The sequence below is a fragment of the Bacillus sp. LQ01 genome (assembly GCF_057624735.1).
In genome coordinates this window covers 1,167,465-1,189,749 of record NZ_JBYEZL010000001.1, presented here as the reverse complement: position 1 = coordinate 1,189,749, position 22,285 = coordinate 1,167,465, and the positions used below count along the sequence as shown (strand labels likewise).

Below are 22,285 nucleotides of genomic sequence, written 5' to 3'. Positions count from 1 at the left end.
CAACACATCCTAAATTAATATTCCTTTAAAGAAATTCACTTTCCTTATTTAAACACCTTTAATTTCCCGAAAAATAAAAAAAGTCTGAAACGCATTAACCTTCGCTTCAGACTCTTACATTACTGTGCGTATACTTCATCTAACAAATGTAAAAACTCACCTTGTTTCCCAGCTAATTCAGGGCATTTTGCAATATCAACCCATTCGTAGCAAAATACTAATCCTTTATCTTCCTCACCAGCACTTACAATATGTTCCCAAGTATCCTTTACATCTGTTAGTAAAGTTACATGAAAAAAGTGGCGTTTTTCATATTCCTGTTTTTCTTTCATATGTATGATGTAATCTGCTAAAAAACGTTCTATGCATAAATGACGCAATCCGGATTCTTCCTGTACTTCACGCAATATAGCCGCTTCTAACGTTTCACCTTCATCAACCGTTCCTCCTGGCACTTGAATACCAGCTTCATGTATATCACGATGTTTAAAAACAAGTAATTGCATAACCCCCTCTTTTTCTCTTGTAATATATGCATGTACTTTTTTCTTATATAACATCGTCATTATACGTCTCTCCCCTCAATCATTTACTCTGTTACTTCTTCAAGCGTCAGTTGATTATCATACAAATATGTAGCTTGTGGATTTCCCACATACCTTACGTGCCATGGTTCATACCGATAGCCCGTAATCGTTTCTTTCGCTTTTGTGTATCGAACAACAAAACCAAATTTATGGGCATTTTCAGAAAGCCACTGACCTTCTTTCGTTTCCCCAAAAACCGTCTCTAACTGAAATTTAGCAGATTGAGACGTAATATCCATAGCTAGTCCAGTTTGATGCTCACTTGTGCCAGGAACCGCGCTAGACATTGCTGTTTTTGCTTCCCCGTCTTGTTTTTTATACATCGTATTTAATGCTTTTTGTCGATCAAAAGATCTAAATCCAGAAACTGCAAAAAGAAAAATACGCTCGTTGTCAGCCTGCTGAAACATATCCTCAAGCGCCCTCGCTGCCTCTTTTCTCATCTTTTTCTTTTCTTGATCACCTTCACTAGAGTAGCGCACTTTCGGAATAACTAAATCTGGCGGTCTATACCCATCTGGTAAACGCCTACTTTTATTTACAAGTACAAGCATTGAATTCGGATTATTAATTACCGCAATATCCCCATCCATATTAGCAATCGTTTCTTTCGCTTTCGGAAATATGCTATTTACACTTACTTCCCGCGCCTGCTTATCCTTATACATTTTATAATTGATTCCTGCTACTCCAATAATAATTATTGCAGCTACAATACCAAGTAGTGCCCATCTTTTTTTCATATAACGACCTCTTATTTTAATAATTTGGCCATTTCATACTCATCGATGCCCTTTCCATCGATAATAAGAGCAGCTTTTTTGACACCTTCTTTCTCAAATCCAGCTTTTTTATATAGTGCCTGAGCTCTTGTATTGTGGGCCATTACTGTTAATTCTAAACGCCATACATCATGTAATTTTGCCCACTTCTCAACCTCTTTAAACAATCTCGTTCCAATACCTCGCCCGTTATACTCTTGCAAAATACCAATTACAATGCTTGCCACATGCCTCTTTCTTTGAATGTTATTTCCATTCACTAATATAAAACCTACTATCCTCTCATCTTCAACTGCTACAAATATTGTTGCATATTCATTTTCCATAAATCGATGGATCATTTTTTCTTGTTGCTCAGCTGTAGTTTTCCTTTCTCCTGGTTCATATAGCATAAACTTCGTTTCTTCATCTAATTGCTTACTTAATTGCAAAAATGATGCTGCATCTTCTATTTCGATTTCCCTAATCACTTCAATCACCCTACCAGTTTCATAATAAAAAGTTTTCCTTATAAAAAGATTTTCTCTACTTTCCCGAAAATTCCTTTGTAAATCTCCTACTATAAATTGACAAATTTCGATATTACTATAACAACGACAAATTATGTCTATTCTGTGACGTCTCACCATTACAAAGAAAAAACGCAAGCATTACACTTACGTTTTTTCAAGATTGAAGTGAGCTAATAATTATCGATAGATGTCCTGGCTAATTCACGTTTCACTTTATCCATTCACTTTTTCTGCCTGCCAAAAATATTCACCAAATGCTTTAGCAAGTGCATCAATTGATCGATTCAATTCTTCCTCTGTATTATCTACACCGCCAACTTCTATTAATATCGCTTGTCCTGATAGGTCTTGATTATAGATTCCATTTCCTGTCTGGAACCCTTTTTGAATGACCCCACGGCTCACTCCTGGATATTTCTTATTAATCGCCTCATGTAAAGCTGTCGCTAATTGTAAGTTTTTTTCATAGTTTTTATTTCCTTTCCCTACTACAAATGCAAGCTTTGCATATGATTTATCTCCAATTGTTTTTGTCGTTACATTCTTTCGGGCACTATCACGATGCAAATCAAAAAAGTATTGAAGATCTTTATTTCCAGCCATAGCTTGCTGCACAATTTCCCGTGACATTTTATACGAACTATTACTGTTTAAACCTTTACTTATTAACTTTTGACCAACATCACTCTTATCGTTAGTAGCTCCAATCCCTTCACCTTCTAGTTGTTCACGGAAACGATCTCCTAATATAGAAATATTCGATACAGAACTCGTTGCTTTATTCGGATTCGGGTCATTCGTTAAGTTAAGTAAAGGTAAATAAGATTCCCAGCTATGTGTATGATAAATAAACGCAACTTGTCTCTTCCCAGTCGTTTGGGACGGCTGTTTTTTCTCTTTACTCGTATCTTGTTTAGGTACTTGTCCAGTTCCACTAGTCCGTTCCTTCACCACTTCTTCAAGAGGAACACTCGACTCTATCGGTAAGTTAGAATAATTTGTACCCTCACCCGCAATAACAATTTCTGTATCGTACTTACCAAACCCCGGGAGCTCTTTCCCGACGAAACTGCGTACATCATTAAAGCGAATATTTGTAGCCATAGAAAAGAGAAAAGAAGAAATTGAAAAATCTTGATTCAAATTTCGATACTCCTGTGTAAAATAATGATTCTCTTTTCCAAGTACATACATGTAACCATTCATCGATAACTCATTTAACCAATTATATAAATACGTTGACTTTGTCTCTTTCATAGAGGTTACCATCATACTAATAAGAAAAAAAGTCGCTAGCATTGTAGTAATAACAAATAAAACTAACTTACGCATACTTGTAAACTTCATAAAAAAAAAGCCCCGATTCATACTATCACCTCTCTATTTCAAGTTATGTACAAGCCCTAGAGAATAGACCGTTAAAATTTCGGCTATATTGTTAATGAGGTGAAATGAATTGAAGCTATTAATAGGAATATTACCAATCACTCTATCATTCATTTTTTATTTGTCCGCTAAGCAACCAAAAATCGCTATTGTGCTACATATTTCTGCGTACTTGGCACTGTATGTACTCGGTATAATTATTTCCATTAATATATACGATGTTTTAATACAAGATTTAGTTTTCATGACGAGCATTCATGGAATTTTACTGAATCCATTTTTCCTTATTGCAGGAGCGTATATAGGAACATACACTTTGTACCTACTTTTGTCTCACATTATTATGAAAATAAAAAATGGAGCGTAATGAAATGCAACCACCATTTATCTGTCATACATGCAAAAAAAGAATTGTGAGAAAGAAAGACCTTATTACAGCCACATGGTACTTCCGCTTTTATTTATTTCACAGTGATTGTTTTAAACGACAGCAAGTGTTTATCTCACGATTTCTCCCTGTGAATACACTTTTCAATTTCTTTCTTATTATATATGGACTTATTTTTGGCAGTATTCTTATGATTACAGAACCATCTATTATTTGGCTGACTTTCTTTTTTCCCATTTTTTATCGGTTTCTTTCTTATTATTATGTTGAACGTTTTTTCTCTACAGAACGCGTAGACTGACCTCTCGGAATACTTAAACATTCCCACTCATTTTCTTTTAACATCTTCCCAATGTAAATAATCTGACCAATATGCAATGCATAATGAGCAATTTGCCTTTCAATTGCTTGCATGACAGTATGTGCTTCACCGCGAATGTATACCGTCTTCAATAAGTGTTCCGGCGTTAAAGTATTCATCGTATTAAAAACATATTTCCATCCTTCTTGCCAAGCTATAAGGGTTTCTTCTTTTGAGTGATAGCATCCTTCAAATTCACCATCTCGATTACGATCTGTTTTTTCACCATCAGACGTTAAAAAATCCGTCCATCTAGAACGCATATTACCGTGCAGATGCTTAATAATAATCGCTATACTATTTGTTTCTTCATGAGAAGACCATTGTATTTGTTCATATGATAATTGAGAAAGTGCCCGTTCCCCTTGTTTCTTTGTTGCTTTAAAGTTCGAAATCGCACATTGCAAATATTCTCGTCCGATATCCATATTAGCCCCTACCTTCACCCTAGCTAATTTTTGTTCCATTTGGCAATTCCATATTAGGCTGAAGTAACACAACATCATCAGCTTCAGGAACACCACCAAGCACAAGTACTTCTGATTTGAATCCAGCTACACGCTTTGGTGGAAAGTTTACAACAGCAACGATTTGTTGACCGATTAAATCTTCTGGACTATACCTTTTCGTAATTTGAGCACTTGACTGCTTTATCCCGATTTCTCCAAAATCTATTGCTAGTTTAATCGCTGGTACTCTCGCTTCTTTAAATTCCTCTGCATATATTACAGTTCCAATTCTCAAATCCAAATTTAAAAAATCTTCAAAATTAGCCATTTATCATTCCCCCCCACTTATTACTTAGACAAAATACAAAAATCCCCTTCAAAAAAAGAAAGGTGCCTAAGCACCTTTCTTTTGTAATTCACTTGATTCATTTGATTTATAGAAGAAGAAACCGAGAATCCCGCCAATACATGATGGAATTAACCATCCGATTCCTTCGTTATATAACGGTAACATTTGTAGTACATTAGAAATCGCGTCAATTTTAATTTTCGCACTTTCTAAACCGTTAAAGAAACTAATTAACAATGCACCTAAAATAGCTCCAATATAAATTGTATTACGCTTCCCAATCCACTTATGGAAATACGAAAGTACAATTAATACAATTGCAACTGGATAAATGATCATTAACACAGGTAATGTTACTGCGATTAATTGCGTTAAACCTAGGTTAGATACAATTAAACTAAATACACATACCATTGTTACAATCGTTTTATGCGAAAGTTTTGGGAATAAGTTTGTAAAGAAACCCGCACACGCAGATGTTAGCCCAACAGAAGTTGTTAAACAAGCAAGTATAATAACAAGCCCTAATAAAATTTTACCACTCGTCCCATATAGCTCATTTACAACATTCGTTAAAATAAGACCACCGTTTTCTGAGATACCAAGTGATGTACTTGTTGAACCAAGATAAGCAAGTGATAAATAAATTAACGTTAAACCAAGTACAGCAATAATACCTGATACTACTGTTATTTTTGCAATTTGACTACTCTCTTTTATCCCTTTAGAGCGAATAACTTGTACAACGACAATTCCGAATACGAGCGCGCTAATTGCATCCATCGTTAAATATCCTTGAATAAATCCACCAAAGAAAGCATTTTCTTTGTAAGCAGCTAACGGCGCAGCTGGCTCTCCAATTGGATCAATAATTGCCTTTCCGACAATAACAGCGACAATTAATACTAATAATGGTGTAAGAAACTTTCCGAACCAATCCACTAATTTAGATGGATTTAATGATAAATACCACGTTATTCCGAAGAAAACTATCGTGAAAAGAAATAGCATGTACCACTCTGAAACCATTGCCTCTGATAAAAACGGCTTCATACCCATTTCAAACGAAACAGCTCCAGTACGAGGAATCGCGAAAAATGGTCCAATTGCTAAATAACTAATCAATGGGAAAATAAACGCAAATATAGGGTGGACTCTAGAAGATAACGCTTTCAAGTCCCCCTCTACAAACGCGACAGCTGTTACAGCTAGTAGGGGTAATCCGACTCCCGTTACAAGGAATCCTATTGTAGCAATCCAAACATTCTCTCCTGCTTGTTGACCTAAAACTGGCGGAAAAATTAAATTTCCTGCTCCTAAAAATAATGCAAATAGCATTAAACCAATTGCTACCGTATCACCTGGCCTTAAACGTCCCTTCATGCTCTTCATTTGCATAGCACTTTTTCATTGTTTATCTCTATATTTTACAATATGCTATGCATCCTCCTCTCTGCTCAAGATGATAAAATATGCCCCTTACAAAGCAGTGTCTTTCTCCATAATTTCTCCATTCCCCTTATTTTTACTCTAATCATTAATATAATTATTATTTTAATTTTTGATTTTTTTGAATTTTTAAATCATTAGAGTGTTATTACGTGGAGTGTAGATGTCAGACCTCTTTGTTTTTATCACACATATAGTAACATATTTAGTTGCAAAATAAAAACATATTTTCAAATTGATTTTTTTGAAAATCGAAATTATCTACATTTTTTATTCTCTTACACAAATATTGTTATAATCTCACCTATTATTCGATCGTTATTTTCAAATAACTTTATACACGTAACATACAAAAGCCATCTAATATAATTTAGATGGCTTTTGTATGTTACTCTATCGTTTCAACTTCACGTGGATTTTTCATCTCTTCCACATACACAACTCTAAATCCGTGATCTTCTAAATCTTTCAATAATGTCTCTAATTCACCGTCGTTAAACTCTTCTCCTAATGTAAACATAATTCTACGAACTAATAAGGCATCATTATCAAAAGTCATCAAACTTTGAATACCAGTGTATTTCTTTAAAACTGTCGATAACTTTTGGATTGCTCCATTATAGTCTTGCGTTCCAATCATGACAGAGTATTTACTAGAGTGAACACCCCATGCATCCTCTAATAACTCAAAAACTTTTTTATGCGTTAAAATTCCAAGGAAAACCCCTTTTTCATCAACTACTGATAAATAAGGCAATTTTTTTATTGTAAAAAATACTTTAAAGAAAGATGAATCTTCTCTCACAAATCCTTCTTTATCGTTTAATAATTGTATTACACTCTCATCAAGTGATCCTTTATATTCTAAAATATCTACTTTATATATATTCCCTAAAAATTTCTCTTTTTTTTCATCTAAAACTGGTACACAACGATACCCCGTTTTATTTAAATGCTCTAACGCTTCCCCTATCGTAATCGAACTTGAGCACAGTAAAACTTCCCTTTTCGGCACGTAATTCCCTTTAATCCTCATAAAAAGCCTCCTTATGTTAAAATACTTTCTGTGCCATAACTATATTATATTTTCAGAAAAAAATAAATAATTTATTTTATTTTTCTGAAAATTATTCATTTTCTTGTCATAATTTATTCATGAATCCTTCACTTGCATATTTTTGCTATCAAATCTTCTCTCTGAATTACTGAATGAAAAATATATTGTAACTTCTTTCAAAAAAAGCTAAAATAAGAATAAGAATTTTCTGAATATTCTAAGAGTAGGTGGTTATATGTCCTTATTACGCTCACATATATGTAAATTTATAATTGGTATTATTGTTATTTTTGCCATAAGTCCTATTCCAGCTCTTTTTATTACACACAATTATTCTTATCAAAATGGATTTATTAGCATTTTTCAAAACTTCGCACAGCTTTCTTCTATATCAATTCCAAAGGTTGATTGGATGCATGAATCTATCTTTTTCTCAGCAAACCAAATGATACATACTTCTAATCATTCAACACCATTATTCCCTTACATATGGGAAATATATTTTATATCGATTGTTCGTTTTACTTTTACCCTTGCGATCGGATTTTTCATAAGTTTGGGTATCGGCCATTTATTTTTCAAAGTACCTAATTCGTTTAAAAAGTTTACTACTGTATTGAAATGGATACCTTACTCTTTTTGCACTGTAGTATTACAATGTTCAGTCTTATTACTACTTCTATACATCGCACAATTTATAAACCTTCCTTACTACTCATCATTTATCATCGTATGTAGTACTTCCATGATTATCGTTATGCAAGCAGTAAAAAAATGGATTCCTTTCTTAAAAAACACAAATGAATATGAAATAAAACATGATTCTTTTCTTGTGGATACATTGTTTTTGGCGCTTACTTCGAATCATAAATCAATTTTAGGTTCCATTATTCTTTCATTCGTTTTTATGGAATGCGTTTTTCATGCAAATGGACTGTTACAATTTATCGTTCAATTTGGCGGAAATTCACCCATAATTGTTACAATCGGCTTATTACTACTCTATATCCCATATAGCATACTTTCTTTCCTTCAAACACTATGGACCACAAACTACTCCAAGCAACAGTCATACACTTTAACGAGAAGTGTTCCAAAACCTTAATTTAAAATAACCCTCTATAATCTAAAAGTAGGGGGTTATTCCTTTTGTATAGCGGACAAAATAACAGCAAATTCAAAAACTATTACAGAAACATACCAATATTTACCCTTTTCCTTTGACTATTCTTTTCATTTGGATTTATTATAAAAGTATAACATAATTGCAGGAGGTGACATCTTTATTCCAAACCTTGGAATGGAGAACACGCTTGGACATATTAAATATTTTTCTCATCTTTGTACTTATTCTTATTTCTGGCTTTTTCGTTGCATCAGAATTCGCTGTTGTAAAAGTACGAAAAAGTCGAATTGACCAACTTGCAAATGAAGGTAATAAACAAGCTTTAGCTGCAAGAAGCGTCCTATCTAATTTAGATGTTTATTTATCAGCTTGTCAGCTCGGAATTACAATCACTTCTTTAGGGCTTGGTTGGCTTGGTGAACCGACTGTGGAACATATACTACGACCGCTCTTTGAAAAAATTAATATTACTGGAACAATGGCTAACACTTTATCTTTTGTTATTGCTTTTAGTGTTATTACATTTTTCCACGTTGTATTAGGTGAATTAGTTCCAAAGTCTTTCGCAATTCAAAAAGCAGAAGCAATCACACTCAAATTTGCAAGACCGCTTATTTTATTTGATAAAATTATGTACCCATTCATTTGGCTACTCAATAGTACAGCTATATTTTTCACAAAATTACTCGGATTAGAACCTGCGAAAGAAAGTGAACTTGCTCATTCTGAAGAGGAATTGCGACTCATTTTAGGTGAAAGTTTTAAAAGCGGTGAAATAAACCAAACCGAATATAAATATGTAAATAACATTTTTGAATTTGATGATCGAGTTGCAAAAGAAATTATGGTTCCTCGTACCGAAATGATTTGCTTATCTACTGAAAATACGTTAGAAGAAAATATGGATATCGTCGCTACTGAAAAATATACACGCTATCCAATTATCGAAAAAGATAAAGATGATATCATTGGGATGATCAATACGAAAGAAGTATTCCATGATCAAACGAAAGGTATTTATAAGCCACTTGAATCTTATATACATCCTGTTCTAACTGTATTTGAAACAGTTCCAATTCGTAAAACGTTAGTCCATCTTCAAAAAAATCGCGTTCAGATGGCAATCGTTATGGATGAATATGGTGGTACTGCCGGACTTTTAACGATGGAAGATATTCTTGAAGAAATCATTGGAGAAATTCAAGATGAATTCGATGCGGATGAATCACCTATGATTGAAAAGCGTACACCTAAGCTTACTGTTTTAGATGGAAAGGTGCTTATTTCTGAAGTAAATGATATGTTTGGCCTACATATTGATGATAGTGATTTAGATACAATCGGAGGATGGCTTCTTTCTCAAGCAGTTGACTTAAATATTGAAGCTGGCTATTCCATTGAATATGCTGGTTTTCAATTTAAAGTATTAGAACTTGATGGCCATCAAGTCAAAAAAGTTGCTGTACATAAACTAGATATTAAAAAGGAGCTATAAAGTGACTGTTTTATTAACAATTTGTATCATTGCCTGTTTCGTTGTTTCATTTCTCGCCTTTATTTATCCAATTATCCCTGGCATACTAGCTGTCTGGGCTGGATATTTGATTTACCATTTCGGTATAAATGGAGGCGAATTAACAACTTCTTTTTGGATTATTCAAGTCATTTTTACTCTTTTCATTTTCGTTGCTGATTTTTTTGCAAATGGATATTTCTTAAAAAAATACGGTAGTTCTAAATGGGGCGAACGTGTCGGAATGATTTCTATCATTGCCGGATCGTTCTTCTTCCCACCATTCGGACTTATTATCATACCGTTCTTATCAGTATTTATAACAGAACTAGTGCATAAAAAAGCGCCAAAAGATGCCTTTCTAGTTGGAGTCGCTACTGTAGTTGGTTTTTTAAGCAGTACAGTAGCGAAAGCAATTCTCCAAATCATTATGATTATCATCTTCTTGTGTTATATCATCTTTTAACCATCCCGACTTCGGGATGGTTTTTTAATATGCAATACCTACTCGACTATTTTCATATATGTTTTTCTTACATAGATCCCATGCAAAGTGTGCTGTATCACCCACTGTAATTTTTGATCCACCCTCTGGCAATATATCTTTTTCAGTTCGATATACCTCTGTCGCCTCACCATCTATTAAATGTGTCGGACAAACAACTGTCCAACATAAATTATTACTATTACTTAGTACTTTATATGCAGCCAAATGATCTTCCGCTGCCGTTGTCGTTTTCCTTTTTGATTCCGTTGATTGAAAACGATATAAATTTAGATCCGTTCTTGCTTGTAAAATACCAGCTGTTCCTATTGTTATGATTCTACGAACCCCTTCTTCTTCCATTTGCTTAATGATTTGTGGCATACTCTTCCCTAATGTTCCATTTTGATCCGTTCCAAGTGCACTAATTACTATATCGCTTCCTTCTATCACTTTCTTTATATCATTTTCGTTCAATACATTACCTTCTATCACTCGTAGCCTTTCATGTTGTATTTCTATTCTATTTAAATCACGCGCTAATGCAGTCACTTCAGCTGAATCCTTTAATGCTAAATTAATTATGTTTGAACCTACTCGTCCTGTTGCTCCCAATATACATACTTTCATTTGTTTTCCCCCTCTTTCATTCTCTTTCTATTTTTCAATAATCTCAGTCAATTTACAACAAAAAAGCTTCCTCATATATGAGAGGAAGCTTTATTATTACTTTATTTCTTTTCTTTAGAATCAGTAGACTTCTCGGTTCCGCTTGTTTCTTTATCCTTTTTATCCTCTTGTTGTGTTGTTGTGTCGTCTTCTTTCTTCTTGTCCTCACCTTTACTACAACCTACCATTAATAAAGAACTTGCAAGTGCCATAGCAGTTAATGATTTAACCCATTTATTCATTTGCGTTTCCTCCTTGTGATAGAATATGTACAACCTCATATTACTCTCTATTTTTAAAGGAGAGATTGAAAAACAGTAAATATACGGTAAATTTTTGTAAATCTTCTGATAACAAATCCTAATTTTAATTTATATATTTCATTTCCAATCGATACACAATAAAACTAGTTTTTTCTCTCAATGGACGTAAAAAAACTAAGGCGCATACCATTTCGCCTTAGTTTCTCATGCAAACTTTTCATTTTCATATAGATGTGTAATCTTATATTCCTTCTTCATAACATATTGCCACACACTATAAGCGTAACGGTTCATTTTCAGGAAACAATTTTCCAAAAATGAGCGAAACTCTGGATTAGCAACTTCCACTGCAACTTGAGCAAACTTTAAAGCTAATCGTTTCAAGTGCGCAATATAACTGGTTGCAATATGAATATCCCCTGTATATTTACTAACTGTTTCCTTTTCCATTTCATGCAAATCAAACTCCGTTGTTTCACAGGTTATATGTTGCACATTCTCTCCTTCTTGAAAATTTACTTGTTCATTATATGCTTGTAACATATATGGTAAATGGTGCTGTAATAGATTTTTTAATTCTTCGTCTCTGACCTTTCCAGCATACTCTCCAACCTTGTATATTAGTATATAACTATATCTCATTAATTCTTTCATACAGTCCATTAAAGCGCCTCCCTTCTCTTTTGTCCATATACTATAAATATGATGCTAAAACATTCGCTATTCTTGCTAAAAACCAATCCCATCTACTAATTTTCTCAAAATCTTCTTCAGAAAATCGTTTTGATTTATGAAAGTCTACCTGTAATCGACTCCATACTTCATCAACAACGGTTTTATCATATATGATACAGTTAGACTCACAATTTAAATAAAAACTTCTATTATCAAAATTCGCTGTCCCAATATCAACAATTTCTCCATCAATAATTGTTACTTTCCCATGAAAAAATCCATTTCGATATTGATAAATCTCCGCTCCAGCATGTAACATATCTTTCAAATATGGATAGGCAGCTTGTTTTAACAATATGGCATCACTTTTAAATGGCACGAGAATTTTCACATTAACACCACGATTTAATGCAGCTTTTAACTCTTTCACCATTTCTTTACTTGGTACAAAATATGGTGTAGCGATAATTAAAGACTTTTTAGCCTGCTTTAATAGTGCTCCATATTTTTCCCATAAGCCTTTTCCATTTGAAAATAAATATTGATATTTCACATTCCCTAATGTAGGTATACTTTCATGTATAGGCATTTTTTCTCCTGTATCTTCTTTCCAATCTTCGGCGAACTTTCTTTCCATATCCACTGCACCCTCACCATGGATACGCACGTGATAATCACGCCATGGCCCAAACTTTGGATCTTGTCCAAGGTACTCCTTTCCGATATTAAAGCCACCGACGTATGATACCTTTCCATCTATCGTAACAATACGTCTATGATTTCGTTGATGCAAAGAATAGAACATATTTTTCAGTTTCGGTTTTTTACTAAATGTAAACTTCACACCGTTTTCTTTTAATCGGCTAATTACCTTTTTCTTCAGCTTATATCCGCCTACCCGATCGACTGACAATTTCACTTCTACTCCGCTAGATGCTTTTTTCTCTAATAACTGTAAAAACTCTTGGCTTATTTCGTCTTTTCCTACAATATAAAAATGGATATATATATACTTTTCTGCATCGTTTATATCATCAAATAATTTTCTATATAACTCTTCACCGTTCGTATATAGTTGAAATTCACCTAATCGAACTTGTCCTAATTCATATTCACTAGCCATTTCCTTCCCCATTTCCACATCGATGTTCATCCAAATGAATACACCTATTAAACAAAGAATTATAGCGAAAAAGTGCTTCATGGATAAATTCCTTTCTCCACTTACTGTTATTTCTATATCTTCCCTTTTTTATTACATTATCATTCAAGAAAATATGTCATTGCATGATATATGTCCATATCAAACAATAGCTCATTTGCATATTGTATGTTGTATCTTAAAATAAAAGGAGGAAATAACAATGGGCTTCGCACATGGTAATGGATTTGCGCTATTAGTCGTATTATTTATCCTCTTAATCATCGTCGGTGCTGCTTGCTTCTGCTAAGTAGCTACTGTCATATGATATGTGGATGAAAAAACTATAAAAGCGGACACCTATTTTTAGGTGTCCGCTTTTCATTTTAAAACCATTTCCGACTGCTATAGTAACTTAAATGGCTAAATATTCATCTCAAAAGGTTAACAATGTGGCTACTTTCTTACTCTCTGCCTTACGTATATGACGCTGTTCTGCACGTAACACAGCAATACGATGTAATTCTTTCTCTTCTTCGGTTTCAGGGATAACACGCGGTACTGGAACTGGATTATTTTCCTTACTAAGTGCCACAAAAGTAACGAATGACGTTGCCGCTATACGCTTCTCACCTGAAATTAAATCTTCAGCCACTACCTTCACAAACACTTCCATCGAAGTTCTTCCCGTCCAAATTACGAAAGATTCATAACTAACACAATCTGAAGAACGAACAGGATGTAAGAAATCGACCCAGTCCATAGATGCTGTGACACATTCCTTTCTTGAATGTCTGGATGCTGAAATGGAAGCAACCATATCCATCTCCGCTAATATCTTCCCACCAAATAGCGTGTTATGATCATTTAAATCTGTTGGGAAGACTCGGCTCGTTTTGAACACCCTTGACTCATTGGCTGTTTTCCCCTTTACTTCTGTCATTGTTATCACCCCTTTAATGATCTATCCCTAATATTTCAATAATCACTATACTAAATGAACTACACGTTTAATATTAACAACATTCAGAACTTTTAGTCCACAAAAAAGAACCGATTTTATCAATCGGCTCCTCTAAATACATATTGTTCTTTCGGCTGTTCAACTTTATTCCATTTTGTTACTTCTAATACAGGAATATTCGCATGAAACGGCTGATAAAACTCAGTAGTTATCTCTCCTTCTACTTGAATCCAGTCATCATTATTCCACTCTACGCCTTCTGGTTTTTTCACTAACATACCATACACACCAGAATCTGCTACGCAATGTATAATACCGAAACGGAATAAGAAGTATTGTTCTTTTTTAGAAGAATCATCTCTAAAAACAAACCCTTTAAAAGATAATTTTTTTCCAGTAAACTCGCCAGGATAATTATAAATTGTTTCCATACCCTTTAGGAAGTCTTCATCTTTCAAATTAATATTATCTTTCGTAACAAACTCTTTCTTCCCTTTTTCCATTACACCGCGGTATCCTTCTTTCCCGTAATAAATACTCGTATCAGGTCTTAGAAATTGTCTTGTCATAAATGGATCCTTACTTTCTGCTTGTGCAACAGGAAAGTGAAACCCTTTCGCTTTAACAATATCCGAATCTAGCGTCGCAATTGGGAAAAATAACCCTGAGATAATTGGAAAACAAAACAATGAGTACGAAAATGCTTTTTTCCACCATGTATTCTCATCTTTTGAATGATCATGTCCGCAATGACCATGGTCACAACTACAATCATTTTTCTCTTTTTCCTTTTGGTGTTCTTTTTGGAAAACGACGATAATTTGTATAATCGTTAAGAAACCTAAAATAATTGCTGCTGTTGTTGATAAATAGGCATACTTCATATTGATATACTTCGTAATGTTACCGGAAATATGCAGTTGCGCAATTAATATTGTAAAACCTAATAATATATATGCTCGAAACATAACCTACCACCCCATCGCATAAATGAGTAGTGAGCTTGCATAAACAACAAGAGTAACTGTAACTATAACAACAATTACAAATTTCGTTTTAAATGTCGCAAGCATCATAAACATATTTTTAATATCCACCATCGGTCCGTAAACGAGGAACGCGACAAGTGAAGCTGTTGAAAACGTACTTTGGAACGAAGAAGCGATAAATGCATCTGCCTCTGAACAAAGTGATAATATATAAGCAAGTCCCATCATAACAGCTGATGAAGAAAACGGACCTTGTCCAATAGCAAGAAGTGTTGAAGTTTGTACAAACGTTTGTACTGCTGCTGCAATTAACGCACCTAGTACTAAATATTTTCCCATTGAGAAGAATTCCTCAACAGCGTGTGTACATACATCCCACATTTTTTTACGCAGTGGACGCTTATTATTCACTTCTGGGAAGTGATCATCTCTTAATTGATGTTCTTTAAACATAAAGGATAATATAATTCCAACGATAATGGCTACGATAATCGCTACAATAGAACGATACCATACCATGTGCATACTACTCCCAAAGGCAACATAAGTAGCAAATAATACAACTGGATTAATAATAGGTCCAGTTAACATAAATGCAATCCCTGCGTATGGTGGAACGCCTTTTCCAATTAATCGTCTTACAATCGGAACAATTCCACATTCACAACCTGGAAACAACATGCCTAAAAAAGTAGCTAATAAAACAGACAGAAATCGGTTCTTCGGCATCCATTTTGCCACCATATCTTCTGTCACAAACATTTGAATGAATCCTGAAATAAATACACCAATTAGCACAAACGGAAGTGCTTCGATCAATATGGAGATAAAAATTGTATTCATTTGCAGGAATGCTTTCGGTAATTGAAACAATTCCATGATGTATTTCCTCCAACTTTTCATTAACAATATGTAATTTTAACCCCATTTCATTAATTGAACAAGGCTTATATGGAATACATACCCTTTATATACATTACATTGTACAAGTTATATTCTATTCAAAATTTGAGATTTCATAGCAAAAAAGCTGCTCTAGCGTAGTTGTATAACTATGCTAGAGCAGCTTTCTTATCGTTAAAAGTAACGTTTCTTCCAAAAAACAAAAGCTAACGTGAAAGATAGTGTTACACATATGATGAGTACAATTACAAAACCGTGGGCTTCTCCTTCAAACGGAACCTTTACGTTCATTCCAAAGAAACTAGAAACCATCGTCGGTAAAGATAAAATGATCGTAATTGACGTTAACAGTTTCATAACACTATTTAAATTATTTGATATAACGGAGCTAAAAGTATTCATCATTCCACTTAAAATGTGACTATATATTTCCGCCATTTCAATAGCCTGTTTATTTTCAATTAATACATCTTCTAATAAATCTTGATCGTCTTCATACATTTTTAAAAATGTACTATTACGCATTAACTTTTGAATTACAATTTTATTAGCCTTTAATGACGTTGTAAAGTATACTAAACTTTTCTCAAGGCCTAACAATGTGAAAATCTCTTTATTTTTCATTGACTGATTTAATTGATGCTCTAAATCAATTGTTTTTCGATTTATTTGCTTTAAGTATCTTAAATAATAAGTAGAAATTGTATATAAGAGCTGAAGTGCAAAGCGCGTCTTCTTAAACGTATAAAATTCTTTAATACGTTGATTAATAAAACGTTCAAAAATTGGATTCTCTTCTAAGCAGATTGTAACAAAACAATCCGGCATCACAATCATACCTATTGGAATCGTGTCATAAATCGAATTTCCTTCTTCGTCATGTCTAACTGTCGGAATATCGACGATAATTAAAGTATTATTGTCTTCCTTTTCAATACGAGAGCGTTCTTCATCATCCAAAGGGTCTTTAATGAAATCTAAGTCTACATTTAAAGTTTGTACTAGATATTGAATTTCTTCTTCTGTTGGATGAAGTACATTAATCCAGCACCCCTTTTGCATTTCCTCAATCTCTTGTAGTTTTCCGTTTCGGTCTGTTAAATATATATTTAACATACTATCACCCCGATTCTTTTTACATGTAGGAATCTACCTCTCTTAAATCACAGTTTTTAAACCGCCATTCTCAGCATATGAAACATACGTTTAAATTTCAATAGAAAAATTATTTTGAAAACGTTTTTATAAGAAAAATATTATAAAGTGAAACTTTAATCAGTGGGGGCTTCATCCCCCCCACTGATTTTCAGCCCTCACCAATCGGGCTTTTACAGGCTGCCCGCCCCCAACCAAACTTCTTTTCTTTCGCTGAATTTTGAGATGAGGATCTTACTGCCCGTTAGAGCGGGATAAACATAGAAAAAGACAGAGTGCTCTCTGCCTTAAAAGCTTATGTTGCCTTTATAACATATTTAGAAAGCATCCACAAGTTAAACCCGACTGAAATCGTATAGCCCGCGTATGTTGAAATGATAAAACTTACATAATCGAAATACGGAAGCAATACAATATTTAAAACTATCTTCACAATAATTCCAATCACTAGTCCTAGCACCGTCTTCTGCTGTTGATTGATTCCTTGTAGCATAGCAGCCGTTACTGTAAAAAGAGAAAATAGTATGCAAGCAGGAGCATAATACTGTAAAATGATTCTCCCCATCTCTGGATCATTTCCAGCACCAAATAAAAGGGTATATACAGGCTTGGCTAACACCATCATTCCAATTGCCGCCGGTACCGTAATTGCTACTACTAATACATTTGTTCTCGTAAAATGTTTGTACAATAGCTTCGTATTTCCTGCTGTGTAAGCTTTCGTCATCTCTGGTACGAGAGACATACTAAAAGCTGTCGCAACGGATACCGGGATAAGCACAACCATTTGAACAAGGCCAATTATCGCATTAATTTTTTCCGCTTCGCCTTGCATATACCCTATCTGTATAAGTAGTTTATTAATTGTAAATGTATCAATCGTCTGATACAACGGAATTGCTAAGCCTACTACAACAAAAGGAATAGAATATGTAAAGAGCTCCTTATAAAGTGAGAAAAAAGATTTCGTTGTTTGTGGTATACTTGCCATTTCTTTTTTCTTTAAGTGCCTTCTCCTTCTCATATAATACGCACTTAAAACAGTTAATCCACCTACAGCTCCCATAAAGGCACCGAACGTTGAAATACCAACTGCTAGTGAAACAGAAGCTTTTAAAACATATAAAACGACAAAGCTTCCTATTAAAATGGTTAAAACACGAAAAAATTGCTCTACAACTACACTTAATGCAGAAGGCCCCATCGATTGGAATCCTTGAAAGAAGCCCCTTAATAAACTCATTACTGGCACAAGTATTAACGCAAAACTTACAATTCGAATATTAGTAGTAACCGCTCCTACACTATTCCCCGTTTGATCATTCCCATCGATGACAAGTTTAGCTAAATGCGGAGCTAGCATATATAACGTAAAACACGAAATGACTCCCATTATAAACATAAACACGATTCCACTTTTCAACACTCTCTTAACCGTATGATAATCATTCAGTTGATCATATTTTGATACCATCTTTGAAACAGCTAGCGGTAATCCCATTGTTGCTATGCTGAGCATGATGGTATAAGGACGATATGCATATGTGTATAGAACGTAACCACTCGTACCGACCATCGCTGTAAATGGTATAACATATATAAACCCTAACATTTTTGATATCATCGTTGCCATCGTTAAAAATATCGTTCCACGTATAAACGGTGACCCTTTCATCACATTCCTCCGCTACGCTTTATTATTACACATTATGGACAACTCCTTTTCTTTAGAACCGAAACAAATAAAAAAGCCAATGAAAAATCATTGACTTTAACGCGCTGCTTTTTTCTTTTTGAAATACTTTAAACCAAAGTATAGAGCAATAAAAAGAACAGCTCCTATAATTATGTAATGTGTGTAATCAGATGCATACTCTTTAATTTGTCGCCAATTCCCACCAAGTTTTTCACCTAAGTATATAAATAGAATTGACCATGGAATGATCGCTACAACCGTATAAAGTGTAAATAGTTTTAATGGCATCTTAGCTAGTCCTGCTGGAATAGAGATCGCATGACGTACTACTGGGATAAAGCGCGCAGAAAATATTACGCCTGCTCCATAACGCTTAAACCAACCTTCCGCTATGTCTAAATGATGTTTATTAATAAGTAGATATTTCCCATATTTCTCTACAACCGGACGCCCTCCGTAGTATCCAAGCCAGTATAAAAAGATTTGCGCTAAAGTACCACCAATCGTTCCGGCGATAACTGCACCCACAAAACTAATTTTACCATTCGCTACTAAAAAGCCAGCATACGAAAGTACAATTTCACTCGGGATTACTTCAATCATTAAAGCAAGAGCTACTCCAAAGTAACCTAAGCTTGCAAAAAATTGCAATAACTGATCTATTATGTTTGCTAACATGTTCTTTTTTATCTCCTTTTTTCTTCACATACCATCCCATTATTACATAAAGGCTGCAATCTGCCAATATCTTCATTTTAACAATATGTACAATTCAAGCAGGATTAATCTATTAATTTCTCTTTCTGCGGGTCTTTCATGTAGGCAAACATCTCTTTAATTTGGTCTTCTGTATTTCTAGCAATTGATAAATTAGGCAATTCATTTTCACCAAAAAACTCCACCTCTTCTGTTTCAATGCTAGTTTTCTTTTCTCCACCAATAATCTCACATCCAATGAAAATCTTATATACATGCGTCGCCGATGGAGATGGTTGATGTTTTTCTTTATCAAATATAGCTAGTAACTTAAAATGAGCTACCTCATAACCAGTCTCTTCGAAAACTTCTTTTGCTGCAACTTCGGTTGGCGTATAACCGACATCAGCCCATCCACCTGGCAATGCCCATTTCCCATCGCTTTTTTCTTTCACAAATAATAACTTTTCATTTTGAAAAACAACCGCTCTTATATCAACTTTAGGTGTTTGATAGCCTGTCTCACTTGCAAATAACTTCTCTACGATTTCCCAATCTGTTTTCGTGTAATGTGACATCATTGAAATAGAAATATCTCGTAATTGCTGGAAACGTTCAATATCATACACATCCTTAGAATACGTTAAACCTGCTTGAGCTATAGATTGTATTTGTTTTACCCAATCAATCCATTTAATCGTCATATATCCGCATCCCCATTCTCTATCAAATATATTACTTCATTTTTATTGATACATCTTTATTATACAAAAAAAAAGAGATTGATAACGTTTCAATCTCTTTCAAAATTAATCCAATTCATGTAAGTGGTCTTGTATATACTTTCTTCTCTTATTTATATATTCATAAATCATATCAGCCTCTTGATCAAATGTTTCTAATTTTTCTTTCATGTATGGATCTTGTAGTAAATATGGACGAATCAATTCACACAACCCTTCTACTTTCGGCCTCATAAACGAAACTGTAAATTGATCTTCTAATATTTCTTCCAAAATACTTCGATACTGCTTTCTAAATACAGGTATGTCTAGCAATCTTGCACTTAACGTATTATACCCTTGAATGCGAATATATTCATGATTAAGTGGTCTCCCTTGTACATCTCGCCCCCAAGTCGCATCATAATCCCACGGTATAACTTCAAATAAATTTGTTTCATCGTTATGATATAGTGCATAGTTATGAACGAAACCATCAAAGTTTTGCGTAAAAATAACTCCTGCTAACCATCGTAAATATTTATCTACATGTAGAAACTTCCCAATCTCTTTTTCATAGGCTTCCCTCGTCAAAGTATTCGCTTGAAATACAAATTCACTCAGCTGTTCTTCACTATTTTTATTCGAATATTTAAATTCATAACCCGCAAAGAGCTCTGTCTTAACATCTTTATCTCGTTCACTCATTAATGAAAAATTCGCATCATCATCTATCGCATAATAAATAGAACCACTCGGTAATCCTCTATTTTTTAAAAAATTTTCATCAACCGATTCTAACTGTAAATACACACCTTGAATTTGACCATTAATTTTTATAAATACATGTTGTGATTTTGGCGAAAGTACACCAATATCATGAAAAAAATCTAAAGATAATTTATTTCGTATGAGAGACGGATCCATAAACTCCGAATTCAAATGAAACTCTTTCGCACCTTGAAATTTTTTAGGCTTATAAAACATAACATGATAAGACTTTTTCTCAAATTCGCGAATATGAGCTCCTCTGTATACGATATCAATATCATACTTCTTTTTTCCATAAGTCAATTTTGCTGGTACTGGACTATCTGACCAAATGTCCTTTTTCAATTCCACTAAGTACATTGGATGAACAAAAAAATCATATGAAGGCAGCATGTTTTCTCATCCCTTCTCAGTTCTCTTCATTCAATGTATGCGCCTTGTCTTGTCCATACATCCGCAATCATCTATTTATATAAAATTACACTCTTGTCCTGTTCAGAAAGATGCCTACATACATATCATGTTAAGGAAAAAGAATACCTTTTCACTTTAATACATGATAAGGAGGATTTCTATGAAACGTGATATTAGAAAAGCTGTCGAAGAAATCAAAAGTGCTGGGATGGAGGATTTCTTACACCAAGATCCAAGTACATTTGAGTGCGATGATGATAAATTCACTCATCATCATTGTACAACTGGATGTAAATGTACAACTGGGGGTAAATGTCCTAGAACAAGATGTACTCGCGTGAAACATTGTACGTTCGTTACAAAATGTACGCATGTAAAAAAATGGACATTTGTTACGAAATGTACACGTGTACGTGTTCAAAAATGGACGTTCGTTACGAAAGTAACGCGTAGAAAAGAATGCGTATTAGTTACAAAACGTACTCGCAGAAAACATTGTACATTCATTACAAAATGCATACGCTTTGAAAAGAAATTTTTCTGGACAAAACGAAGTTTCTGTAAAAAATGCGAATTCTTCCCTAACAGACACGGTCACTCTTGCGATGATTCATGTGATCATGGTAAAGACTGTCACGATAGCGGACACAAATGGAATGATTGCAAAGGCGGACATAAATTCCCATCTTGCAAAAATAAGAAATTCGATCACTTCTGGTATAAAAAACGTAACTGCTAGTTTTTATACCACCCAAAAAAGGCCGTTTTGCGGCCTTTTTTACAT

General features: G+C 34.1%; 27 protein-coding genes. 7 read left to right on the top strand and 20 right to left on the bottom strand.

What is annotated here, in order from left to right:
* Nucleotides 1-119 precede the first annotated feature (119 nt).
* The 4 genes from AC22L0_RS06340 to spoIIP form a co-directional block, all read right to left on the bottom strand.
* Nucleotides 120-566 carry an NUDIX hydrolase gene (locus tag AC22L0_RS06340; protein ID WP_000178285.1) on the bottom strand — a complete coding sequence of 149 codons (447 nt, stop codon included), beginning with the start codon at nucleotides 564-566 and terminating at the stop codon, nucleotides 120-122.
* Between the two features lie 23 nt (nucleotides 567-589).
* Nucleotides 590-1,330 (bottom strand): M15 family metallopeptidase, encoded by a 741-nt coding sequence (locus AC22L0_RS06335; RefSeq protein ID WP_000747647.1) that lies wholly within the window; start codon nucleotides 1,328-1,330, stop codon nucleotides 590-592.
* Nucleotides 1,331-1,341: 11 nt separating this feature from the next.
* Nucleotides 1,342-1,839: a GNAT family N-acetyltransferase gene (locus tag AC22L0_RS06330; RefSeq protein WP_000617573.1), complete on the bottom strand. Its 498-nt coding sequence runs from the start codon at nucleotides 1,837-1,839 to the stop codon at nucleotides 1,342-1,344.
* Nucleotides 1,840-2,094: 255 nt separating this feature from the next.
* Nucleotides 2,095-3,249 (bottom strand): stage II sporulation protein P, encoded by a 1,155-nt coding sequence (gene spoIIP / locus AC22L0_RS06325; RefSeq protein ID WP_001079280.1) that lies wholly within the window; start codon nucleotides 3,247-3,249, stop codon nucleotides 2,095-2,097.
* 88 nt (nucleotides 3,250-3,337) lie between these two features.
* Here spoIIP and AC22L0_RS06320 point away from each other — a divergent pair, with 88 nt between their 5' ends.
* Both AC22L0_RS06320 and AC22L0_RS06315 read left to right on the top strand, forming a co-directional pair.
* On the top strand, nucleotides 3,338-3,634 hold the full coding sequence (locus AC22L0_RS06320) for a hypothetical protein (protein ID WP_044584383.1): 297 nt from the start codon (nucleotides 3,338-3,340) through the stop codon (nucleotides 3,632-3,634).
* Nucleotides 3,635-3,638: 4 nt separating this feature from the next.
* Complete coding sequence (locus AC22L0_RS06315; protein ID WP_002098535.1) at nucleotides 3,639-3,956, top strand: hypothetical protein; 318 nt, start codon at nucleotides 3,639-3,641, stop codon at nucleotides 3,954-3,956.
* On the opposite strand, the gene AC22L0_RS06310 is transcribed toward AC22L0_RS06315, so the two are convergent.
* The 4 genes from AC22L0_RS06310 to cbpA form a co-directional block, all read right to left on the bottom strand.
* Nucleotides 3,917-4,483, bottom strand: a complete 567-nt coding sequence (locus AC22L0_RS06310) for a DUF1572 domain-containing protein (protein ID WP_000435829.1) — start codon at nucleotides 4,481-4,483, stop codon at nucleotides 3,917-3,919. The genes AC22L0_RS06315 and AC22L0_RS06310 overlap by 40 nt on opposite strands.
* Nucleotides 4,464-4,793, bottom strand: a complete 330-nt coding sequence (csaA, locus tag AC22L0_RS06305; protein WP_001263024.1) for a chaperone CsaA — start codon at nucleotides 4,791-4,793, stop codon at nucleotides 4,464-4,466. Before csaA ends, AC22L0_RS06310 begins: the two co-directional genes overlap by 20 nt.
* A gap of 66 nt (nucleotides 4,794-4,859) precedes the next feature.
* Nucleotides 4,860-6,197: a branched-chain amino acid transport system II carrier protein BrnQ4 gene (gene brnQ4 / locus AC22L0_RS06300; RefSeq protein WP_011110049.1), complete on the bottom strand. Its 1,338-nt coding sequence runs from the start codon at nucleotides 6,195-6,197 to the stop codon at nucleotides 4,860-4,862.
* Between the two features lie 454 nt (nucleotides 6,198-6,651).
* Entirely contained in the window at nucleotides 6,652-7,299 is a 648-nt protein-coding gene (gene cbpA / locus AC22L0_RS06295) for a cyclic di-AMP binding protein CbpA (RefSeq protein ID WP_001220526.1), read from the bottom strand.
* Between the two features lie 256 nt (nucleotides 7,300-7,555).
* Here cbpA and AC22L0_RS06290 point away from each other — a divergent pair, with 256 nt between their 5' ends.
* The 3 genes from AC22L0_RS06290 to AC22L0_RS06280 all read left to right on the top strand — a co-directional run bounded on the left by AC22L0_RS06290 (nucleotide 7,556) and on the right by AC22L0_RS06280 (nucleotide 10,425).
* On the top strand, nucleotides 7,556-8,425 hold the full coding sequence (locus tag AC22L0_RS06290; protein WP_000055260.1) for a hypothetical protein: 870 nt from the start codon (nucleotides 7,556-7,558) through the stop codon (nucleotides 8,423-8,425).
* A 208-nt stretch (nucleotides 8,426-8,633) separates the two neighbouring features.
* On the top strand, nucleotides 8,634-9,941 hold the full coding sequence (locus AC22L0_RS06285) for a hemolysin family protein (RefSeq protein WP_000353738.1): 1,308 nt from the start codon (nucleotides 8,634-8,636) through the stop codon (nucleotides 9,939-9,941).
* 1 nt (nucleotide 9,942) lies between these two features.
* On the top strand, nucleotides 9,943-10,425 hold the full coding sequence (locus AC22L0_RS06280) for a DUF456 domain-containing protein (RefSeq protein ID WP_087967989.1): 483 nt from the start codon (nucleotides 9,943-9,945) through the stop codon (nucleotides 10,423-10,425).
* Nucleotides 10,426-10,449: 24 nt separating this feature from the next.
* On the opposite strand, the gene AC22L0_RS06275 is transcribed toward AC22L0_RS06280, so the two are convergent.
* From AC22L0_RS06275 to cls, 4 genes are all read right to left on the bottom strand, one after another.
* Nucleotides 10,450-11,073, bottom strand: a complete 624-nt coding sequence (locus AC22L0_RS06275; protein WP_058840114.1) for an NAD(P)-dependent oxidoreductase — start codon at nucleotides 11,071-11,073, stop codon at nucleotides 10,450-10,452.
* Between the two features lie 101 nt (nucleotides 11,074-11,174).
* Nucleotides 11,175-11,354: a hypothetical protein gene (locus AC22L0_RS06270; protein ID WP_001045960.1), complete on the bottom strand. Its 180-nt coding sequence runs from the start codon at nucleotides 11,352-11,354 to the stop codon at nucleotides 11,175-11,177.
* A 225-nt stretch (nucleotides 11,355-11,579) separates the two neighbouring features.
* On the bottom strand, nucleotides 11,580-12,038 hold the full coding sequence (locus tag AC22L0_RS06265) for a spore coat protein (protein ID WP_000340535.1): 459 nt from the start codon (nucleotides 12,036-12,038) through the stop codon (nucleotides 11,580-11,582).
* 31 nt (nucleotides 12,039-12,069) lie between these two features.
* Entirely contained in the window at nucleotides 12,070-13,254 is a 1,185-nt protein-coding gene (cls, locus tag AC22L0_RS06260; protein WP_033689718.1) for a cardiolipin synthase, read from the bottom strand.
* 160 nt (nucleotides 13,255-13,414) lie between these two features.
* On the opposite strand from cls, the gene AC22L0_RS06255 reads away from it, so the two are divergent.
* Nucleotides 13,415-13,501: a YjcZ family sporulation protein gene (locus AC22L0_RS06255; RefSeq protein WP_000505094.1), complete on the top strand. Its 87-nt coding sequence runs from the start codon at nucleotides 13,415-13,417 to the stop codon at nucleotides 13,499-13,501.
* 126 nt (nucleotides 13,502-13,627) lie between these two features.
* Here AC22L0_RS06255 and AC22L0_RS06250 read toward each other — a convergent pair whose 3' ends face one another.
* The 8 genes from AC22L0_RS06250 to cotH all read right to left on the bottom strand — a co-directional run bounded on the left by AC22L0_RS06250 (nucleotide 13,628) and on the right by cotH (nucleotide 21,480).
* Entirely contained in the window at nucleotides 13,628-14,134 is a 507-nt protein-coding gene (locus AC22L0_RS06250) for an acyl-CoA thioesterase (protein WP_000141164.1), read from the bottom strand.
* Nucleotides 14,135-14,253: 119 nt separating this feature from the next.
* On the bottom strand, nucleotides 14,254-15,123 hold the full coding sequence (locus tag AC22L0_RS06245; RefSeq protein WP_084064636.1) for a TIGR03943 family putative permease subunit: 870 nt from the start codon (nucleotides 15,121-15,123) through the stop codon (nucleotides 14,254-14,256).
* Between the two features lie 3 nt (nucleotides 15,124-15,126).
* Nucleotides 15,127-16,023, bottom strand: coding sequence for a permease (locus tag AC22L0_RS06240; protein WP_000418716.1), 897 nt, complete (start codon nucleotides 16,021-16,023; stop codon nucleotides 15,127-15,129).
* A gap of 198 nt (nucleotides 16,024-16,221) precedes the next feature.
* A complete protein-coding gene (locus tag AC22L0_RS06235) occupies nucleotides 16,222-17,163 on the bottom strand; it encodes a magnesium transporter CorA family protein (protein WP_000932389.1) in 942 nt (313 codons plus the stop codon).
* Nucleotides 17,164-17,497: 334 nt separating this feature from the next.
* Complete coding sequence (locus AC22L0_RS06230) at nucleotides 17,498-18,877, bottom strand: putative polysaccharide biosynthesis protein (RefSeq protein WP_000678847.1); 1,380 nt, start codon at nucleotides 18,875-18,877, stop codon at nucleotides 17,498-17,500.
* Nucleotides 18,878-18,973: 96 nt separating this feature from the next.
* Nucleotides 18,974-19,576 carry an undecaprenyl phosphate transporter UptA gene (uptA, locus tag AC22L0_RS06225; RefSeq protein WP_000880691.1) on the bottom strand — a complete coding sequence of 201 codons (603 nt, stop codon included), beginning with the start codon at nucleotides 19,574-19,576 and terminating at the stop codon, nucleotides 18,974-18,976.
* A gap of 104 nt (nucleotides 19,577-19,680) precedes the next feature.
* The gene (locus tag AC22L0_RS06220; RefSeq protein ID WP_087967991.1) at nucleotides 19,681-20,298 is read right to left on the bottom strand and encodes an NUDIX hydrolase N-terminal domain-containing protein; all 618 of its coding nucleotides are present in this window, start codon (nucleotides 20,296-20,298) and stop codon (nucleotides 19,681-19,683) included.
* Nucleotides 20,299-20,403: 105 nt separating this feature from the next.
* Nucleotides 20,404-21,480: a spore coat protein CotH gene (gene cotH, locus AC22L0_RS06215; RefSeq protein ID WP_000937999.1), complete on the bottom strand. Its 1,077-nt coding sequence runs from the start codon at nucleotides 21,478-21,480 to the stop codon at nucleotides 20,404-20,406.
* Nucleotides 21,481-21,661: 181 nt separating this feature from the next.
* Here cotH and exsB point away from each other — a divergent pair, with 181 nt between their 5' ends.
* A complete protein-coding gene (gene exsB, locus AC22L0_RS06210) occupies nucleotides 21,662-22,240 on the top strand; it encodes an exosporium protein ExsB (RefSeq protein WP_000817498.1) in 579 nt (192 codons plus the stop codon).
* Nucleotides 22,241-22,285: the final 45 nt, after the last annotated feature.

Bases quoted from the DNA above. Each gene is read 5' to 3' on its own strand.
- AC22L0_RS06290 (WP_000055260.1), top strand. From the start codon at position 7,556: ATGTCCTTATTACGCTCACATATATGTAAATTTATAATTGGTATTATT.
- AC22L0_RS06315 (WP_002098535.1), top strand. From the start codon at position 3,639: ATGCAACCACCATTTATCTGTCATACATGCAAAAAAAGAATTGTGAGA.
- uptA (WP_000880691.1), bottom strand. From the start codon at position 19,576: ATGTTAGCAAACATAATAGATCAGTTATTGCAATTTTTTGCAAGCTTA.
- cotH (WP_000937999.1), bottom strand. From the start codon at position 21,480: ATGCTGCCTTCATATGATTTTTTTGTTCATCCAATGTACTTAGTGGAA.
- AC22L0_RS06270 (WP_001045960.1), bottom strand. From the start codon at position 11,354: ATGAATAAATGGGTTAAATCATTAACTGCTATGGCACTTGCAAGTTCT.
- cls (WP_033689718.1), bottom strand. From the start codon at position 13,254: ATGAAGCACTTTTTCGCTATAATTCTTTGTTTAATAGGTGTATTCATT.
- AC22L0_RS06230 (WP_000678847.1), bottom strand. From the start codon at position 18,877: ATGAAAGGGTCACCGTTTATACGTGGAACGATATTTTTAACGATGGCA.
- AC22L0_RS06240 (WP_000418716.1), bottom strand. From the start codon at position 16,023: ATGGAATTGTTTCAATTACCGAAAGCATTCCTGCAAATGAATACAATT.
- AC22L0_RS06335 (WP_000747647.1), bottom strand. From the start codon at position 1,330: ATGAAAAAAAGATGGGCACTACTTGGTATTGTAGCTGCAATAATTATT.
- AC22L0_RS06275 (WP_058840114.1), bottom strand. From the start codon at position 11,073: ATGAAAGTATGTATATTGGGAGCAACAGGACGAGTAGGTTCAAACATA.
- AC22L0_RS06310 (WP_000435829.1), bottom strand. From the start codon at position 4,483: ATGGAACAAAAATTAGCTAGGGTGAAGGTAGGGGCTAATATGGATATC.
- exsB (WP_000817498.1), top strand. From the start codon at position 21,662: ATGAAACGTGATATTAGAAAAGCTGTCGAAGAAATCAAAAGTGCTGGG.
- csaA (WP_001263024.1), bottom strand. From the start codon at position 4,793: ATGGCTAATTTTGAAGATTTTTTAAATTTGGATTTGAGAATTGGAACT.
- brnQ4 (WP_011110049.1), bottom strand. From the start codon at position 6,197: ATGAAGGGACGTTTAAGGCCAGGTGATACGGTAGCAATTGGTTTAATG.
- AC22L0_RS06255 (WP_000505094.1), top strand. From the start codon at position 13,415: ATGGGCTTCGCACATGGTAATGGATTTGCGCTATTAGTCGTATTATTT.
- AC22L0_RS06245 (WP_084064636.1), bottom strand. From the start codon at position 15,123: ATGTTTCGAGCATATATATTATTAGGTTTTACAATATTAATTGCGCAA.
- spoIIP (WP_001079280.1), bottom strand. From the start codon at position 3,249: ATGAATCGGGGCTTTTTTTTTATGAAGTTTACAAGTATGCGTAAGTTA.
- AC22L0_RS06265 (WP_000340535.1), bottom strand. From the start codon at position 12,038: ATGGACTGTATGAAAGAATTAATGAGATATAGTTATATACTAATATAC.
- AC22L0_RS06235 (WP_000932389.1), bottom strand. From the start codon at position 17,163: ATGTTAAATATATATTTAACAGACCGAAACGGAAAACTACAAGAGATT.
- AC22L0_RS06340 (WP_000178285.1), bottom strand. From the start codon at position 566: ATGACGATGTTATATAAGAAAAAAGTACATGCATATATTACAAGAGAA.
- AC22L0_RS06220 (WP_087967991.1), bottom strand. From the start codon at position 20,298: ATGACGATTAAATGGATTGATTGGGTAAAACAAATACAATCTATAGCT.
- cbpA (WP_001220526.1), bottom strand. From the start codon at position 7,299: ATGAGGATTAAAGGGAATTACGTGCCGAAAAGGGAAGTTTTACTGTGC.
- AC22L0_RS06250 (WP_000141164.1), bottom strand. From the start codon at position 14,134: ATGACAGAAGTAAAGGGGAAAACAGCCAATGAGTCAAGGGTGTTCAAA.